This window comes from Bradyrhizobium sp. F1.4.3 (genome assembly GCF_040548375.1).
Lineage (GTDB): Bacteria > Pseudomonadota > Alphaproteobacteria > Rhizobiales > Xanthobacteraceae > Bradyrhizobium.
The window spans coordinates 121,692-137,904 of record NZ_JBEPRN010000020.1 but is presented as its reverse complement, the minus strand read 5'-3'; the positions used below and the strand labels follow the sequence as shown (position 1 = coordinate 137,904).

Annotated in this window: 15 protein-coding genes and 1 pseudogene; 11 read left to right on the top strand and 5 right to left on the bottom strand. The window is 64.1% G+C overall.

The features are described 5' to 3' along the window. The 5 genes and pseudogenes from ABIB73_RS33015 to ABIB73_RS32995 all read left to right on the top strand — a co-directional run. A pseudogene (locus ABIB73_RS33015) lies at window positions 1-122 on the top strand (chemotaxis protein CheW); the annotation flags it as partial. Between the two features lie 33 nt (window positions 123-155). Then, entirely contained in the window at window positions 156-542 is a 387-nt protein-coding gene (locus ABIB73_RS33010; protein ID WP_354231014.1) for a response regulator, read from the top strand. 61 nt (window positions 543-603) lie between these two features. Then, window positions 604-1,485 (top strand): CheR family methyltransferase, encoded by an 882-nt coding sequence (locus ABIB73_RS33005; RefSeq protein WP_354231012.1) that lies wholly within the window; start codon window positions 604-606, stop codon window positions 1,483-1,485. A gap of 2 nt (window positions 1,486-1,487) precedes the next feature. Next, window positions 1,488-1,805, top strand: coding sequence for a PilZ domain-containing protein (locus ABIB73_RS33000; protein WP_200514414.1), 318 nt, complete (start codon window positions 1,488-1,490; stop codon window positions 1,803-1,805). A 141-nt stretch (window positions 1,806-1,946) separates the two neighbouring features. Then, the gene (locus ABIB73_RS32995; RefSeq protein ID WP_354231009.1) at window positions 1,947-2,498 is read left to right on the top strand and encodes a response regulator; all 552 of its coding nucleotides are present in this window, start codon (window positions 1,947-1,949) and stop codon (window positions 2,496-2,498) included. Between the two features lie 7 nt (window positions 2,499-2,505). On the opposite strand, the gene ABIB73_RS32990 is transcribed toward ABIB73_RS32995, so the two are convergent. After that, window positions 2,506-2,796 (bottom strand): hypothetical protein, encoded by a 291-nt coding sequence (locus ABIB73_RS32990; RefSeq protein ID WP_354231007.1) that lies wholly within the window; start codon window positions 2,794-2,796, stop codon window positions 2,506-2,508. Window positions 2,797-2,947: 151 nt separating this feature from the next. Here ABIB73_RS32990 and ABIB73_RS32985 point away from each other — a divergent pair, with 151 nt between their 5' ends. After that, window positions 2,948-3,583, top strand: a complete 636-nt coding sequence (locus ABIB73_RS32985; RefSeq protein ID WP_354231005.1) for a response regulator transcription factor — start codon at window positions 2,948-2,950, stop codon at window positions 3,581-3,583. Window positions 3,584-3,745: 162 nt separating this feature from the next. On the opposite strand, the gene ABIB73_RS32980 is transcribed toward ABIB73_RS32985, so the two are convergent. The 3 genes from ABIB73_RS32980 to ABIB73_RS32970 all read right to left on the bottom strand — a co-directional run bounded on the left by ABIB73_RS32980 (window position 3,746) and on the right by ABIB73_RS32970 (window position 8,652). Beyond that, window positions 3,746-7,336, bottom strand: coding sequence for a PAS domain S-box protein (locus ABIB73_RS32980; RefSeq protein ID WP_502918476.1), 3,591 nt, complete (start codon window positions 7,334-7,336; stop codon window positions 3,746-3,748). After that, window positions 7,314-7,742, bottom strand: coding sequence for a response regulator (locus ABIB73_RS32975; RefSeq protein WP_354231002.1), 429 nt, complete (start codon window positions 7,740-7,742; stop codon window positions 7,314-7,316). The genes ABIB73_RS32980 and ABIB73_RS32975 overlap by 23 nt, the downstream gene beginning before the upstream one ends. Window positions 7,743-7,935: 193 nt before the next feature. Continuing rightward, on the bottom strand, window positions 7,936-8,652 hold the full coding sequence (locus tag ABIB73_RS32970) for a GntR family transcriptional regulator (protein WP_354231001.1): 717 nt from the start codon (window positions 8,650-8,652) through the stop codon (window positions 7,936-7,938). A gap of 94 nt (window positions 8,653-8,746) precedes the next feature. Between ABIB73_RS32970 and ABIB73_RS32965 the strand changes: the two genes are divergently transcribed. The 5 genes from ABIB73_RS32965 to ABIB73_RS32945 are packed head-to-tail and all read left to right on the top strand — an operon-like array spanning window position 8,747 to window position 13,864. Continuing rightward, window positions 8,747-9,766, top strand: a complete 1,020-nt coding sequence (locus ABIB73_RS32965) for an ABC transporter substrate-binding protein (protein WP_354230999.1) — start codon at window positions 8,747-8,749, stop codon at window positions 9,764-9,766. Further along, the gene (locus tag ABIB73_RS32960; protein WP_354230997.1) at window positions 9,766-10,527 is read left to right on the top strand and encodes an ABC transporter ATP-binding protein; all 762 of its coding nucleotides are present in this window, start codon (window positions 9,766-9,768) and stop codon (window positions 10,525-10,527) included. The genes ABIB73_RS32965 and ABIB73_RS32960 overlap by 1 nt, the downstream gene beginning before the upstream one ends. A 10-nt stretch (window positions 10,528-10,537) precedes the next feature. After that, window positions 10,538-11,398, top strand: coding sequence for an ABC transporter permease (locus tag ABIB73_RS32955; protein ID WP_354230995.1), 861 nt, complete (start codon window positions 10,538-10,540; stop codon window positions 11,396-11,398). After that, entirely contained in the window at window positions 11,395-13,134 is a 1,740-nt protein-coding gene (gene araD, locus ABIB73_RS32950; protein ID WP_354230993.1) for an L-arabinonate dehydratase, read from the top strand. Before ABIB73_RS32955 ends, araD begins: the two co-directional genes overlap by 4 nt. A gap of 10 nt (window positions 13,135-13,144) precedes the next feature. Beyond that, window positions 13,145-13,864, top strand: coding sequence for a ribonuclease activity regulator RraA (locus ABIB73_RS32945; protein ID WP_354230991.1), 720 nt, complete (start codon window positions 13,145-13,147; stop codon window positions 13,862-13,864). A 185-nt stretch (window positions 13,865-14,049) separates the two neighbouring features. Here ABIB73_RS32945 and ABIB73_RS32940 read toward each other — a convergent pair whose 3' ends face one another. Then, window positions 14,050-16,152 carry a S9 family peptidase gene (locus ABIB73_RS32940; RefSeq protein WP_502918475.1) on the bottom strand — a complete coding sequence of 701 codons (2,103 nt, stop codon included), beginning with the start codon at window positions 16,150-16,152 and terminating at the stop codon, window positions 14,050-14,052. Between the last annotated feature and the right edge of the window lie 61 nt (window positions 16,153-16,213).

Sequence of the window (16,213 nt, the reverse complement as noted above, 5' to 3'; positions counted from 1 at the left end):
ACCTCGACCCCCGCATGGCCAAGCTCGCCGGCGGCGTCCACCGCCTCGACGGCCAGCTCATGGTCGTCCTCGACGTCGATCGCGTCCTCGAGCTCAAAACCGAAGTGCAAATGGCCGCCTGAGCCAACTAAAGACATCGAAGCCGGAGAACCAATATGAAGACATGTTTGGTGGTCGATGATTCCAGCGTCGTGCGCAAGATCGCGCGCCGGATCCTGGAAGGCCTGGAATTCGAAGTTACCGAGGCCGAGGACGGCTCGAAGGCACTCGAGATCTGCCAGCAGAAGCTGCCGGATGCGGTGCTGCTCGACTGGAACATGCCCGTCATGGACGGCTTCGAGTTCATGGGCCACATGCGCCGCCTGCCCGGCGGCGACCAGCCCAAGGTGGTGTTCTGCACCACCGAGAACAATGTGGCTCATATCGCTCAGGCGCTCAGCGGCGGCGCCAACGAGTACATCATGAAGCCCTTCGACAAAGACATTATCGCCGACAAGTTCGCTGAAGTCGGCTTGATCCCGGTCGGACAAGCCATGGTCTGAGTGTGTCTGGCTGGAGTGTTTTGGCCAGAGTGTTCCCAGTAGAGCTTCCGAGAGGCTATCCGTGACCCCGACCGAGTATGAGTATCTGCGTAAGTTCCTGAGGGATCATTCCGGTCTCGACCTGTCCGCAGACAAGCAATATCTGATCGAAAGCCGCCTGATGCCGCTGGCGCGCAAGGCCGGGCTCTCCGGCATCGGCGAGCTCGTGCAAAAGCTACAAGGCGGCTCGAGCGCGTTGGTCACCAACGTGGTCGAAGCCATGACCACCAACGAGACCTTCTTCTTCCGCGACAAGGTCCCGTTCGATCATTTCCGCGACACCATCATGCCGGAGGTCATCAAGGCCCGCGCCGGCCGCCGCAGCGTGCGCATCTGGTGCGCCGCCGGTTCGACCGGGCAGGAGCCCTATTCGCTGGCGATGAGCCTGAAAGAGATGGGTGCGGCCCTTACCGGCTGGCGCGTCGAGATCATCGCGACCGACCTGTCGCAGGAGGTGCTGGAGAAGGCCAAGGCCGGCATCTACAGCCAGTTCGAAGTGCAGCGCGGCCTGCCGATCCAGATGCTGATGAAATATTTCAAGCAGACCGGCGAGGTCTGGCAGATCAATCCCGAGCTGCGCGCAATGATCCAGCACCGGCAGCTCAACCTGCTGCACGACTTCGCCCAGCTCGGCACGTTCGACGTCATCTTCTGCCGCAACGTGCTGATCTATTTCGACCAGGACACCAAGATCAACATCTTCAACCGCCTGGCCCGCCAGATCGAGGGTGACGGCTTCCTGGTGCTGGGAGCGGCCGAAACCGTGGTCGGCTTGACCGATACGTTCAGGCCGATTGCGGAGCGTCGCGGCCTCTACAAGCCAAACGATCCGCGTGCGGCGGCGGCCAAGCCGGCTGTCGGCGGCGCCGCACCGCCGCGCATGGCGGTGGTGGCAGGGCGATAGGCATGGCCGAGGATGGAAAAGGCGCGGAACGGGTGACCTTCAGCCGCGGCTATGATGTCTGCATCATGGCCATTGACGGCACCTGGCGCCGCGACTGCAAGCTGAACGCGATCTCCGACACCGACGCCATTCTCACGGTGGAAGGCTCGATCCAGGGCTTGAACCTGAAGGAGTTCTTCCTGCTGCTGTCGTCCACTGGCCTTGCCTATCGCCGCTGCGAGTTGGTGCGCGTCAACGGCGCCGAGATGGACATCCAGTTCCTGCGCGGCAAGAACCGGAAGAAGCGCGGCGCGGCCAGCGGCCATGATGCCGTGGCCTGATCCGCGCGCATCTGCCATCATCGTTCCCGACACGTTGCTTCACATTTGCTGAAAACATCCGAATGAATTTGCTGTAGCCGCTTTACGTGGCTGAAGCGCGCACCGTGTATCAATTGCCGGTCTCAATCTCAGGGTCCGGCAATGCCAAGAAGCTCTCTCTCCCCTATCCCGTCAAACCTGCCCGACGTCGCCGAGCGGCGCGCGCTCCAGCTGCTGGTGGTCGATGACGACGCCACGCAGCGCAGCCTGATCACCGTCGCCGCCAAGCAGGCCGGCCACGAAGTGACCGTGGCGCCGTCGGTTGCGGAGGCGATCGAAAAGCTCCGTGCCGCGCGCTTCGACTGTGTGACGCTCGATCTCGTGCTGGAGGACGGCGACGGCATCGACGTGCTGCGCGAGATGGCGGCGGCGAAATTTGCCGGTGCCGTGATCGTGATCAGCGGCATGGACGGCAAGCGCCGCAGTGGCGCCCGCAGCTTCGCCCGCTCCGTCGGCATCGAGCTTCAGAGCCTGCCGAAGCCGCTGGATCTCGCGGCGCTCCGCATCAGTCTCGCCAATCTCGGCAAGAAGGCGATGGGCTTGCCGGCGATGCATACCTGGGGCGGTGTCGCCACCGACGCGATCGTGGAGAGGCACCGCGCAAGGCGCGGAGCGGCGGTGCGATCAGATGCGGGCCATCATCCGCCGCGCTGATCGCAATTTACACCGGGCTGCCGGATTCCGACAAGCATTGCAGGGCGTGGCCAAGGCCCGCCCGACAGGCGTTGAGGGCGGCGCTCGCCGTGGCATAACGGGGCGTGACGTCGTCAAGTACGAAGATGTCGGTGGAACCCAAAACGCCTCCGTCGTCTTCCCGTTCCATGGCGGCGTCGATCAGACGCATACTGGTCTCGATCCTCGCGATCAGAGCGCGAAGATCGGCTATGATCAACTGATGGCTGTCAGTCTCAGGTATTGCGACAAGCAGGGGTGTGCCAGCAAAATTTAGCATGGATATTCTCCGTCCCCTGCAATTAGGCACCCCGTCGCTACTTGTGCGTTAAGTCCATGTCCCGTACAAATACGGGTGGGCCGAATCTGCGCCGAACGCCATAACGGTTGGCGCGGACGCGAGTCCTTGCAATGCCAGATGGACGTGGCACATGGCCGAACAAATCACGCGTGGTGAAATTTTCGTGGTCGACGACGACCCTGCCGTTCGCGACACCCTGTCGATGGTGTTGAAGGGGGCAGGCTATGAGGTGATCTGCTTCGCGGACGGCGCAGCGCTGCTCTCCGTCGCGCGAAACCGCACACCGGCTGCGATCCTGCTCGACGTGCACATCCCCGGCAAGTCGGGCCTCGACATCCTCAAGGAACTGCACGGCGAGGACTATCCGGCGCCGATCTTCATGATCTCCGGCCAGGGCGATATCACGATGGCGGTGGGCGCCATCAAGAGCGGTGCGCTCGACTTCATCGAGAAGCCGTTCCGCGGCAGCGAGATCGTCGGCCGGCTGGACGAGGCGATCGGCGCCTATGCACGCAGGCAGGCGGAGAACGCATCGCCGAAATTCGGCTCGCTGCATTTCCCCGGACGCGAGCCGTTGACCCGCAGGGAGCGCGAGGTGCTCGAGCAGTTCGCCGCCGGTGCTTCCAACAAGGAGGCCGGCCGCACGCTCGGCATCAGCCCGCGCACCATCGAGGATCACCGCGCCAACATCATGAAGAAGCTCGGCGCGCGCAACGCCGCCGATCTGATCCGCATCGTGATGACGGCGGCCCAGCGCGCGTCGTAGGCTGGTTCTCCTCTCTCGTGCCCCCGGACGCAGCGTCATGCAATGATGCGCTGCTGAGCCGGGGCCCATCTCTCTCCAGACAACTGCAAGAAGTTCTAGGTCCCGGCTCTGCGTCGCAACGCGCGCTGCGCCTTGTCCGGGACACGAGCGCGACACGGAGCCTCACCCGTTCAGCGCCCTGCGGATGATCCGCGCCAGATCGGATTTGCGATAGGGCTTTGCCAGCAGCAGCACGCCCGAATCCAGCCGGCCGTGATGGATGATCGCATTCTCGGTATAGCCCGAGGTGTAGACCACCCTGAGATCGGGGCGCGTCTTCAGCACCTCGTCGGCGAGCTGCCGTCCGTTCATCTTGCCCGGCATGATCACGTCGGTGAACAGCAGGTCGAACGGCTTTCCGGAGGCGACGATCGCGAGCGCCTCCGCGGCGTTCGCGGCCTGCAAGGTGACGTAGCCCAGCGAATGCAGCTGCGCCAGCACGTAGTCGCGCACCAGGCGGTCGTCCTCGACCACGAGGATCGTCTCGTGCCCGCCCTCGATCGATGCCGGCGTCACGCCCTCGGCGACTGCCGCAGGCGTCTTGCCGGGCGGCAGGTACATCTTGATCGTGGTGCCGTGGCCTTCCTCGCTGTAGATCTTGATGTGGCCTGCGGACTGCTTGATGAAGCCGTAGACCATGGAGAGCCCGAGCCCGGTGCCCTTGCCTGGTCCCTTCGAGGTGAAGAAGGGGTCGAACACCCTTGCCAGCATGTTGGCGGGGATGCCCGAGCCGGTGTCGCTCACGGCGATCAGCACGTAATGTCCGGGCGGGACGTCGTTGGCGCTGGCATAGATCTCGTCGAGATAGGCGGCGCCCGTCTCCACGATCAGCTTGCCGCCCCCTGGCATGGCGTCGCGCGCGTTGAGCGCGAGGTTGAGGATGGCGGTGGTGAGCTGGTTGGGATCGACGATCGCGACGCAGCTTTCGTCCTCGAACACGGACTCGATCTGGATCTGCTCGCCGAGCGTCGGCCGCAACAGCTTTGCGGTGTCGATGATCAGCGAGTTGATATCGATCTCGCGCGGCTGGAGCGGCTGCTTGCGCGCAAACGCGAGCAGATGCTGGGTCAACTCGGCGCCGCGCCCAGCGGCTTCGTCGATCATCTTCGTGATCGCGGCAAGTTCCGGCTCCCTGGCCACCGCATCAGCCAGGATTTCGATCGTTCCGGTGATGACGGTAAGGATATTGTTGAAATCGTGCGCCACGCCGCCGGTGAGCTGGCCGACCGCTTCCATTTTCTCGGCATGGCGGATGCGCTCCTCGGACGCGATCTTGTCGGTGAGGTCGCGGTAGAAGACGTTGAACAGAATGCCCTCGCGGCGCCGCAGCGCCGTGACACTCAGCTCGGCCTTGAATTCCTTGCCGTCGCGGCGGCGAACCATGAGTTCGCGGCGGCGGTTGAGCGTCTGGCCGTCTGCGGACTCGAGGAAGCGCGCGAGGCCGGCCTTGACCCTCTCGCGCTCGCTCTCTGCGACGATCAGATCGACCGCATTCTTGCCCATCGCCTCGTCGCGGTGCCAGCCGAACAGCTCTTCGGCCCGCGAACTCCAGTTCAGGATGGTGCTGCGATCATCGGTCTGGACGAAGGCGTCGAGCGCGGTCTCGACGATGTTGCGCGCGAGCAGCTCGCTTTCGCGCAAGGACTCCTCTGCGAGTCTCGCCTCCGTCATGTCGCGTCCGACGAAGAAGAAGCGCTTGGCCTGATCGGACCAGTTGCCGAGCCAGGAAAGCCAGACCTCGCGCCCGTCCTTGTGGAAGCAGCGGGTGTCGGCGAGCTTCGGGTGCCCGCCGCGCCGGAGCGCGCGCATGTCCTCGCGGGATTGATCGAGGTGATCGGGGTGAATGAAATCGACGCCGCTGCGGCCGATCATCTCATCCGGCCGATAGCCGAGAATGGCTTCGCTGCTCGGGCTGACCTGCACGATGTGGCCTCTCCCGTTCATGATCATGATCAGATCTTCCGAGGCGTCGAAGAGCTGACGTCGTTCCTCGAGCGTCTGTTGCAGCGCCCGCTCGGTCCGTCGCGCATCGGTCAGGCTGCGCGCCGAGCCGGACGCGCCGATGATCTCGCCCGCAGCGCCCCTGATCGGTGAGAGGCTCACCGAGATCTCGACCGGATTGCCATCCTTGCGCTGGCGGACGGTCTCGAAGTGCTCGATCCGCTCGCCCCTCGCAATCCGCCGGAGATAGTCCTTGCCTTCTTCGCGGCGATCGGACGGCAGGATGATCGAGGTCGGCTGTCCGACCGCTTCCTCCGCTGAATAGCCGTAGAGGCGTTCGGCCGCCGCGTTCCACCCGATGATGATGCCATCGAGCGTTTGCAGGACGATCGAATCGTCGGAGGATTCGACCGCGGCGCTGAACAGGCGTTCGCGGACGGCGAGCTGATCGCGTGCGGTCTCGGTGCGCCGCCGCTCCTCGACCTCATATTCCAGCGCGGATGTCTTTGCCTTCGTCTCCTCGACCATGCGGGCAAAGGCTCGCGCCAGCATGCCGGTCTCGCCTGAGGCATCGATCGGAATCTCGGCGGGCTTGCCGCGCCCGATCGCCTCGACCGCGGCGGTGAGCCGCCCGATCGGCCGCGTCAGCGAGCGCGCTAGCAGCATGGCAAGCAGGGCCGCAACCAGCACCGCGATGATGCCGATCGTGAGGCTCGTCTGTTCGATGATGACGGCCGGCGCCATGAACACGGCATTGGGCACGACGCGGATGATGCCGACCCACTGGTCCTCGGCCAGGATCGCGGGCGAGAGCGCGGCGCCGCCCGGCTTTCCGTCCTTGCCGGGTACGACCTGGCTGGCGCTCTGGGTCGACCCGGTGAGCGCAGCGAAATAGGGGAAGTCGTTCTGCCAATGCGTCGGCGTCCCCAATTGTGAACCGAACTCGCGGGTCCGATCCGGATGTACCAGATAATCGCCGTTGCGGCCGACGACATAGACGGACTCGCCCGGCCGGATCGATATGCGGATGCGGTCGAACACCTGGCGCATGTCGACATTGACGACGACGATGCCGAAAAGCCGGTGATCGGATCCGTACAGCGGTCCCGCGATGCGCAATGTCGGAACATAGGGCATCTGAATCACGCCGGCGTCGACGTTCAGATCGACCGGTGAGACGTAGACCTGGTCTTCGGACAGCTTGATCGCTTCCTGGAAGAAGGAACGATCATCCTTGTTCTGCAAGGCATCTTCGGGAGCGACTCGCACCGATCCGTTCGCGCCCAAGCGGTCGACACGCAGATATTCGACGCCGTCGGCGCCGATGATGCGAAATTTTGCGTAGGCCGCGTTGGCCCGGACATCGGCCACGAGGCGCGTCAGCAAGCGATCGCGCCAGGTCTTTTCCGAGAGGTGGTCGACCGGATCGACCCCGTTGTTGAAATGAGCGTCGATCATGCCGCGCGCTGAGGCGCGGGAGCGGAACGTCGCAATGTCGGCGCGTGCGCCGTTGGCATGCGCCTCGAGCTGGGAGGACAACAGCCGCGAATGGCTTTCGATGCGATCGAGCACGCGCGGCAGGAAGGCTCGTTCCAGGCTGTAATGGCTCAGCCACCCGACGGCGGAAACCGCAACTGCGACCAGCAGGATCATTGCGATGGCCAGCCGGGTTGCGAGGGTCATGCCGGCCTTCGCGCCGCATCGAGAATGGACCCGAATGTTCTGCACCGGCGCACCATGGATGGCCCCGTCATCGGCTGCCGGCGCCGGCATGGGGCTGCGGCGGGGCCGATGATGGCGCCGATTTCAGGCAGCCGTCGACGGCCGCAAGCAGTGCGTCGGGCCGGAATGGCTTCTGCAAGCTCGCCACCGCGCCGAGCTTGGTCGCCATCTTCAGGAAGTTCGGCTCGGCATAGGCGTCCGGCGTGATCGAGCGACCGGAAATGACGACGATCGGTATCGCCGGTTGCAGCGCCCGGATGTGGCGCATCGTCTCCAGCCCCTCCATGCCGAGCATGAAGATGTCGAGGAACAGCAGGTCGAATTGGCTGCCGTCGAACAAAGCGAGCCCCTTGCGGCCATCGCCGGCGACCGTCACGTGATGGCCGGCCCGCTCGAGGAGCAGCCGGAACGTGAGTTGGACGGCCGGGTCGTCATCCACGATCAGGATGTTGGCCACGTCAAAAAACCTCCGGGTCGAATGGGGCGTTCCCAGCGACCACAAATCAAAGCATCAAATGCGAAATTGTTGCGCGGATTCCGCCCGGCCTGCAAGCACTTCGCGGCCGATGCGACGGCGGCCGCCGCGCCTTTATGCCGGTGCGCGCCATATGCACGTTTGCGTGCAGATGGTCTCACGCGCTCACGCACACCTAGTCGGTGAGATATTCGGGATAGTGGCTTCGGATCACGTCCAGCTCGCTCAACGTGCCTGACAGATGCTTGCGTAGATGCTGTTGTGCAGCATCAGCGTCTCCGGCCTCGATCGCGCGCGTAATCAATTTGTGGTGGCGTACGATATTCTGGGCCTTGCCGGGCGAGGGCAGGTGCAGCCGGCGCAGCCGATCGATATGTCCGCTGCGGCTTCGCACCAGCGTCCACAAATCCTGCTTTCCGGCGGCGGCGTAGAGCTGGACGTGGAAGTCGTTGTCGCCGGCCATGAAGGCCTCGAAGTTGCCGGCCTTCGCGAATTGCTGTTGCAGTGCGATGGCGTGATCCAGGCGAGTGATCAGGGAAGGATCAGGATCGGCTGCAAGGAGCCGGACGATCTCCAGCTCCAGCGCCTGGCGCAGGAAATGCGCCTGCTGCGCGCGGTCGACGTCGATCTGACTGACCACGGTCGCATGTTGCGGAAACACGTCGACCAGGCCCTCTTCCTCGAGCCGCATCAGCGCGTCGCGCACCGGTGTCGAGCTGACTCCGAACTGGCCGGCAAGCTCGGCGCGCGAAAGAGGCGCGCCCGGCGGCAGTTCGAGGGCAATGATGGCATTGCGCAGCCGCTCGAACACCTGCGGCGCGGCCTGCCGGGCGCGGTCAAGCCGAGCGCCAGGACGGGAGGCCGCGCGAGGCGCGGGATGGGCTGAGACCATGGCTGCGGCTCCGGCGCGCTTGCCTTCGATGCACTAATACATTAGTGCATCAGTCGGGTCGCCCGTCAATGGCAGCCGGAGGAAACGAACAACAATGATGAAGCAATTCCAGCGTGGCTGTGCAGCCCTTGCCTTGATCGCCGCAACGGCCCTGTCGGCCTTGCCGGCGCAGGCGCAGCAGAAATCCGAGATCTCGCTGTCGCGGCAGCCCGGCATTTTCTACATGCCGAGCCACATCATGGAGAAACAGAAGCTGATCGAGAAGCATGCGGCTTCGCTCGGCGTGCCCGGCGTCACCACCAAATGGATCACCTTCTCCGGCGGCGGGGCGCAGACCGACGCACTGCTCGCGGGCGGCGTCGACATCCTCAACACCGGCACCGGCAATCTCTTGCTGCTGTGGGACCGCACCCGCGGCGGGGTCAAGGGCATCGTCGCGACCTCGGCGCAGCCGATGACGCTGATCAGCCGCGACGCCAATATCAAATCGATCAAGGATTTCGGCCCCGGCGACAAGATCGCGGTGCCGACGGTGAAGATCTCGACGCAGGCGATCGTGCTCCAGATCGCGGCGTCCGAGGCCTTCGGCGCCGATCAATGGTCGAAGCTCGATCCGAACACCGTGCAACTCGGTCATCCCGATGCCTATGCGGCGCTCTCCAATCCCAAGCACGAGGTGCACAGCCACTTCTCGATCCCGCCATTCACCTTCCTGGAGCTGAAGAATGTGCCGGGCGCGCATGTCGTGCTGAACTCGCCGGACGTGATGGGCGGCCCGCTCAGCCAGGCGCAGTTCTTCACCACGACGAAATTCGCCGACGCCAATCCAAAAATCATCCAGGCGGTGCGCGACGCGACCAAGGAAGCGCAGGATCTGATCCGCAGCGACACCAAACAGGCCGTCGAGATCTACAAGGAGGTCACCGGCGACAAGACTTCGGTGGAAGAGCTGCTCGATCTCCTGAAGCAGCCCGGAATGATGGAGTGGAATCTCGAGCCGCAGGGCACGATGAAATTCGCCGCCCATCTGTACAAGACCGGAACGCTGAAGACCCAGCCCAAGGCCTGGACGGATTATTATCTGCCCGTCGCGCACGATCTGAAGGGCAATTGATGGCGCTGCTCGACGTCAGCGGGGTGACGCTGCGCTACAAGACCTCAAGCGCCGTCGTCACCGCCACCGAAAGGGTCTCTTTCACCGTCGACAAATCCGACCGCTTCGTGCTGCTCGGGCCGTCCGGCTGCGGCAAGTCGACCCTGCTCAAGGCCGTCGGCGGCTACATGACGCCGAGCGAAGGCCGCATGAGCATCAACGACCGCGAGATCCGCGGCCCCGGCGCCGACCGCATGATGATCTTCCAGGAGTTCGATCAGCTGCTGCCCTGGAAGAGTGTGCTCGCCAACGTGATGTTCCCGCTGCTCACCGCGCGAAAACTGCCGCGCAAGGAAGCCGAGGCGCGCGCGCGGGCCTATATAGACAAGGTCGGCCTCACCCGCGTCGTGGATGCCTATCCGCACACGCTCTCCGGCGGCATGAAGCAGCGCGTCGCGATCGCGCGCGGCATGGCGATGGAGCCGGACATCCTCCTGATGGACGAACCGTTCGCGGCGCTGGACGCCCTGACGCGGCGAACCTGCCAGGACGAACTGCTCCAGCTCTGGAGCGAAACCAAATTCACCGTGCTGTTCGTGACGCATTCGATTGCGGAGGCGATCCGCATCGGCAACCGCATCCTGCTGCTGTCGCCGCATCCCGGCCGCGTCAAGGCCGAGGTCGTCGATGTCGACAAGGTCTCGAACGAGGACGGCGGCGCGGGCCGGCTGGAGAAGGAGATCCACGATCTCCTGTTCGCCGCCGAAGCGACAGCGCATTGAGGAGCCTCTGATGGTCGAAGCGAGAATCTTGCTGCGTGACGCGCCGGCTGCGACTGCCGGCGCAGGCGAGGTCGAGCGCAAGCTGAGCGTTGCCGAGCTGTTGTGGAACGACGGTTTTGTCCGCAAGACCGTTATCATCCTGTTCCTGGCCGCGATCTGGGAAGCTTACGGCGATTACCTCGACAATCCGCTGCTGTTCCCGACGCTGCACGACACCATCGTCACGCTGTTCGAGCGCGTGAAGGACGGCACGATTCCGCTGCGCGCCTGGACGTCGTTGAAAGTCCTGTTCATGGGCTATTCGGCGGGCATCGTGCTTGCCGCCATCTTCACCGTCCTGGCGATCTCGACCCGGATCGGCACCGATTTTCTCGAGACGGTCACGGCGATGTTCAACCCGCTGCCGGCGATCGCGCTGTTGCCACTGGCCTTGATCTGGTTTGGGCTGGGCAACGGCAGCCTCGTCTTCGTGCTGATCCATTCGGTGCTGTGGCCGGTCGCGCTCAACACCCATTCCGGCTTCAAGAGCGTGTCCAACACGCTGCGCATGGTCGGGCGCAATTACGGCCTGCGCGGGCTGCCCTATGTGGCAAAGATCCTGATCCCGGCCGCCTTCGGCTCGATCCTCACCGGCCTCAAAATCGGCTGGGCCTTTGCCTGGCGCACGCTGATCGCCGCCGAGCTGGTGTTCGGCGTGTCCTCGGGACAAGGCGGGCTCGGCTGGTTCATCTTCGAAAACCGCAACCTGCTCGACATTCCTGCGGTCTTCGCAGGATTGCTGACTGTGATAATCATCGGGCTCTTTGTCGAGAACCTGATCTTCCGCGCGATCGAGCGGAACACCGTCCAGAAATGGGGCACCCAATCATGACCAAGAAGAAAATAACGCCCGACCAGCTCCGCAGTGCGCGCTGGTTTGCGCCCGACGATCTCCGCTCGTTCGGCCACCGCTCCCGCACCATGCAGATGGGCTATGCCCCGGAGGAGTGGAAGGACCGCCCGATCATCGCGATCCTCAACACCTGGTCGGACGCGCAGCCCTGCCACATGCATTTCAAATCGCGCGTCGACGACGTCAAGCGGGGCATCCTGATGGCCGGCGGCCTGCCGCTGGAATTGCCGGCGCTGTCGCTGTCGGAATCGCTGCTCAAGCCGACCACCATGCTCTATCGCAATCTGCTGGCGATGGACGCCGAGGAGCTCTTGCGCAGCCATCCCGTCGATGGCGTGGTGCTGATGGGCGGCTGCGACAAGACCACCCCGGCGCTGTTGTTGGGCGCGACCTCGATGAACATCCCGGCAATCTATCTGCCGGCAGGTCCAATGCTGCGCGGCAACTGGAAGGGCAAGACGCTGGGCTCCGGCTCGGACGGCTGGAAATACTGGGACGAGCGGCGCGCGGGAAAAATCTCCGACAAGGACTGGCTCGATATCGAAGCCGGCATTGCCCGCAGCTACGGCACCTGCATGACCATGGGCACGGCCTCGACCATGACCGCGATTGCCGAGGCGATCGGCATGACGCTGCCCGGCGCCTCCTCGATTCCCGCTGCGGACGCCAACCACATCCGCATGGCCTCCGAGTGCGGCCGCCGCATCGTCGAGATGGTCTGGGAGGATTTGACGCCGAAGACGATCCAGACCCGCAAGGCTTTCGAGAACGCGATTGCGGTGGCGATGGCGATGGGTTGCTCGACCAACGCGATCATCCATTTGATCGCGCAGGCGCGCCGCGCCGGCCAGGATATCGGGCTCGATGATTTCGAGATCGCGAGCCGCAAGGTGCCCGTCATCGCCAATGTTCGTCCAAGCGGCGATGCCTATCTGATGGAAGACTTCTTCTACGCCGGCGGCCTGCCGGCGCTGATGGGCCAGATCAAGCCGCATCTGCATCTCGACTGCATCACCGTCACTGGACAGACTCTGGCTGAGAACATCGCGCATGCCGAGGTGCACAATGACGACGTGATCCGCTCGGTCGACAATCCCATCTACAAGGAGGGCGCGCTCGCCGTCCTCAAGGGCAATCTCGCGCCCGACGGCTGTGTCATCAAGCCGAGTGCCTGCGCGCCGCGCTTTCTCAAGCACACCGGGCCGGCGCTGGTGTTCGAGGACTATCCCGCGATGAAGAAGGCGGTCGACGATCCCAATCTGGACGTCACCGAGGACCACATCCTGATCCTGCGCAACGCGGGGCCGCAGGGCGGGCCTGGCATGCCGGAATGGGGCATGTTGCCGATCCCGACAAAACTCGTGAAGCAGGGCGTGCGCGACATGGTGCGCATCTCGGACGCGCGCATGAGCGGCACCAGCTACGGTGCCTGCATCCTGCACGTTTCACCCGAGTCCTACATCGGCGGTCCGCTGGCCCTGGTGCAGAATGGCGATCGCATCACGCTCGACGTTGCCGCCCGCACCATCAATCTCGATGTCCCGGAAGCCGAGCTCGACAAGCGCCGCGCCGCCTGGAAGCAGCCCGAGCGCCGCTTCGAGCGCGGCTATGGCTGGATGTTCACCAAGCACATCAAGCAGGCCAATGAAGGCTGCGACTTCGACTTCCTGGAGACCGATTTCGGCGCGCCGATCGGCGAGCCGTCGATTTACTAGAGAGCGCACCATGACCAAACTCAGCGAAGCCACCCGCACCAAGCTCAAATCCGTCTCTACCGCCACTGTCGCCACCGCTTTGTTCAAGCGCGGCCTGCGTATCCAGATGATCCAGGATGTGCACCCCTTGGGCCCGGACCAGCCGACCATGGTCGGCGAGGCCTTCACGCTGCGCTACATGCCGGCGCGCGAGGATCTCAACACCATCGATGTGTTCAAGGATCGCTCGCATCCGCAGCGCAAGGCGGTCGAGGATTGTCCGGCAGGCAGCGTGCTGGTGATGGACAGCCGCAAGGACGCGCGCGCGGCCTCGGCCGGCGCTATCCTGGTGACGCGCTTGATGAAGCGCGGCGTCGCCGGCGTCGTCACCGACGGCGGCTTTCGCGATTCCGCCGAGATCGCAAAACTCGGCATCCCCGCCTACCATCACCGCCCGAGCGCACCGACCAATCTGACGCTGCACCAGGCCATCGAGATCAACGTCCCGATCGGGTGCGGCGATGCGCCGGTGTTTCCCGGCGATATCATTTTGGGCGATAGCGACGGCGTCATCGTCATCCCCGCGCACCTCGCCGATGAGATCGCCAACGAAACCTTCGAGATGACCGCGTTCGAGGATTTTGTCACCGAGGAAGTTGGCAAGGGCCGCGGCATCTTTGGTCTCTATCCTGCGACGGATCCGCAGACGCTGACTGATTTCGCGGCCTGGCGGAAGAAGAACAAGCGGTAGTTGGGGTCTAACCCGCGCCCCATTCTCCGCCGTCGTCCCGGCGAAGGCCGGGACCCAACCCCACGGAGAAGTTTGGCGAAGACTCGCAGTTAAGGAGTCTTCCCGCGGTACGCGCACCGCACTCCACCGACAGATCACGCGGTATGGGTCCCAGCCTTCGCCGGGACGACAGCGGAGAGTGTGGCTTACACCCCCGCCTCCGCCATCCCCGCCGCCCACAGCGCGAACGCATACACGATCGCGACCTCATCGAGCCGGTTGAATCGCCCCGAGGCGCCGCCATGGCCGGCGCCCATGTTGGTGCGGAGCAGGACCGGGCCGCCGCCGCTCATGGTGGCGCGCAGGCGCGCGATCCATTTGGCCGGCTCCCAGTAGGTGACGCGCGGATCGGTCAACCCGCCCATCGCCAAAATCGCCGGATAGTCCTTCGCGGCGACATTGTCGTAGGGCGAGTAGGACAGGATGGTACGAAAATCCGTCTCGCTCTCGATCGGGTTGCCCCATTCCGGCCATTCCGGCGGCGTCAGCGGCAGCGTGTCGTCGAGCATGGTGTTAAGCACGTCGACGAATGGCACCTCCGCGACGATGCCGGCGAACAACTCGCCGGCGCGGTTGGCCACTGCGCCCATCAGCATGCCGCCGGCCGAGCCGCCATGGCCGACGATGCGCTTTGCACTCGTGTATTTCGCAGCGATCAGCGCGTGAGCACTCGCCGCAAAATCGTCGAAGGAATTCGTCTTTTTCTCGCGCTTGCCGTCGAGGTACCAGCCCCAGCCCTTGTCGGCGCCGCCGCGGATATGGGCGATGGCGTAGACGAAGCCGCGGTCGACCAGCGACAGCCGGTTGGCATTGAAGGAGGCCGGCATCGCCATGCCGTAGGAGCCGTAGCCGTAGAGCAGCAGCGGCGCCGCGCCATCGAGCTTCAATCCACGGCGATAGAGGATCGATACCGGCACCTCGGCGCCGTCCTGCGCTTTCGCCATGATGCGGGTGGTGACGTAGTCGGCGGCGTTGTGGCCGGACGGAATCTCCTGGCGCTTGCGAAGCACGCGTGTCCGCTTCGCCATGTCGTAGTCATAGACCTCCGACGGTGTCGTCATCGACGAATAGGCAAAGCGCAGATTCGTCGTCTCGAATTCGTAGGAGCCCATCGTGTCGAGCGAATAGGCGGCTTCGTCGAACGCGATGGCGTGTTCCTCGTTCGAGGTGAGATCGCGGATCACGATCGCCGGCAGCGCGTTGGCGCGCTCCAGCCGCACCAGATGGCCGGCATAGAGATCGAGGTCGATGATGTAGATGCCCGGACGATACGGGATCAGGTCACGCCAGTTCTTGCGCTCGGGTGAACTAAGCGGCGCGGTGACGATCTTGAAGTCGATGGCGTCATCGGCATTGGTGAGGATGAAGAGCTCATCGCCGCGGTCGGCGAGCGAATATTGCACGCCCTCCTTGCGCTCTGCGACCAGCCGCGGCGGCGCATCCGGGTTGGCGAGATCGATCAGCCGCTGCTCGGAGGTCTCGTGGTCGCCGCCTGCGATCACGCAGAAGCGACCGCTGGTGCTCTCGTGCAGATGGGTGAACCAGCCGGAATCCTGCTCCTCATAGACGAGGGTGTCGTCGGCCTGCTTGGTGCCGAGCCGGTGCCGCCACACCTGCATCGGCCGGTGATTGTCGTCGAGCTTCACATAGAAGAAGCTTTTGCAGTCCATGCTCCAGACGATGCCGCCGTCAGTCTCCTCGACGAGGTCGAAGTCCTTGCCGGTCGCCCAGTCGCGCACACGGATCGAGAAATATTCGGAGCCTTTGGTGTCGGCGCTCCAGGCTTGCAGCTTGTGATCGGGCGAGTGGCGGCTGCCGCCGAACTTGAAATATTTATGGTCCTTGGCGAGCGCATCGCCGTCGAGCACGATATCGCTGTCGCCGCCCTCGCGCGGGATGCGGCCGAACAATTCATGCTGCCCGCCTTCACGGAATTTGCGGAAATAAGCGAACGACCCGTCCGGCGACGGCACGCTGGAATCGTCCTCCTTGATCCGCCCGCGCATCTCGCGCACCAACGTCTTCTGGAGGGCTGCGGTGTGGCCGAGCAGGCTCTCGGTGTAGCCGTTCTCCTCGTCGAGATATTTGCGGATGTCGGGATCGAGCACCGCGGGATCGCGCAGCACCTCCTGCCATTTCGCGTCCTTCAGCCAGGCATAGTCGTCGGCGACGGTAATGCCGTGCCGGGTAAAGGCGTGCGGCCGGCGAGGGGCGATGGGCGGGCGAGTCTGGCTGGGGATGTTGGGCAAATCGATCCTCGAGATAGGGGCGGGTCCTGTCCCCTATATCAGATCGAATGTGGGGGATTTA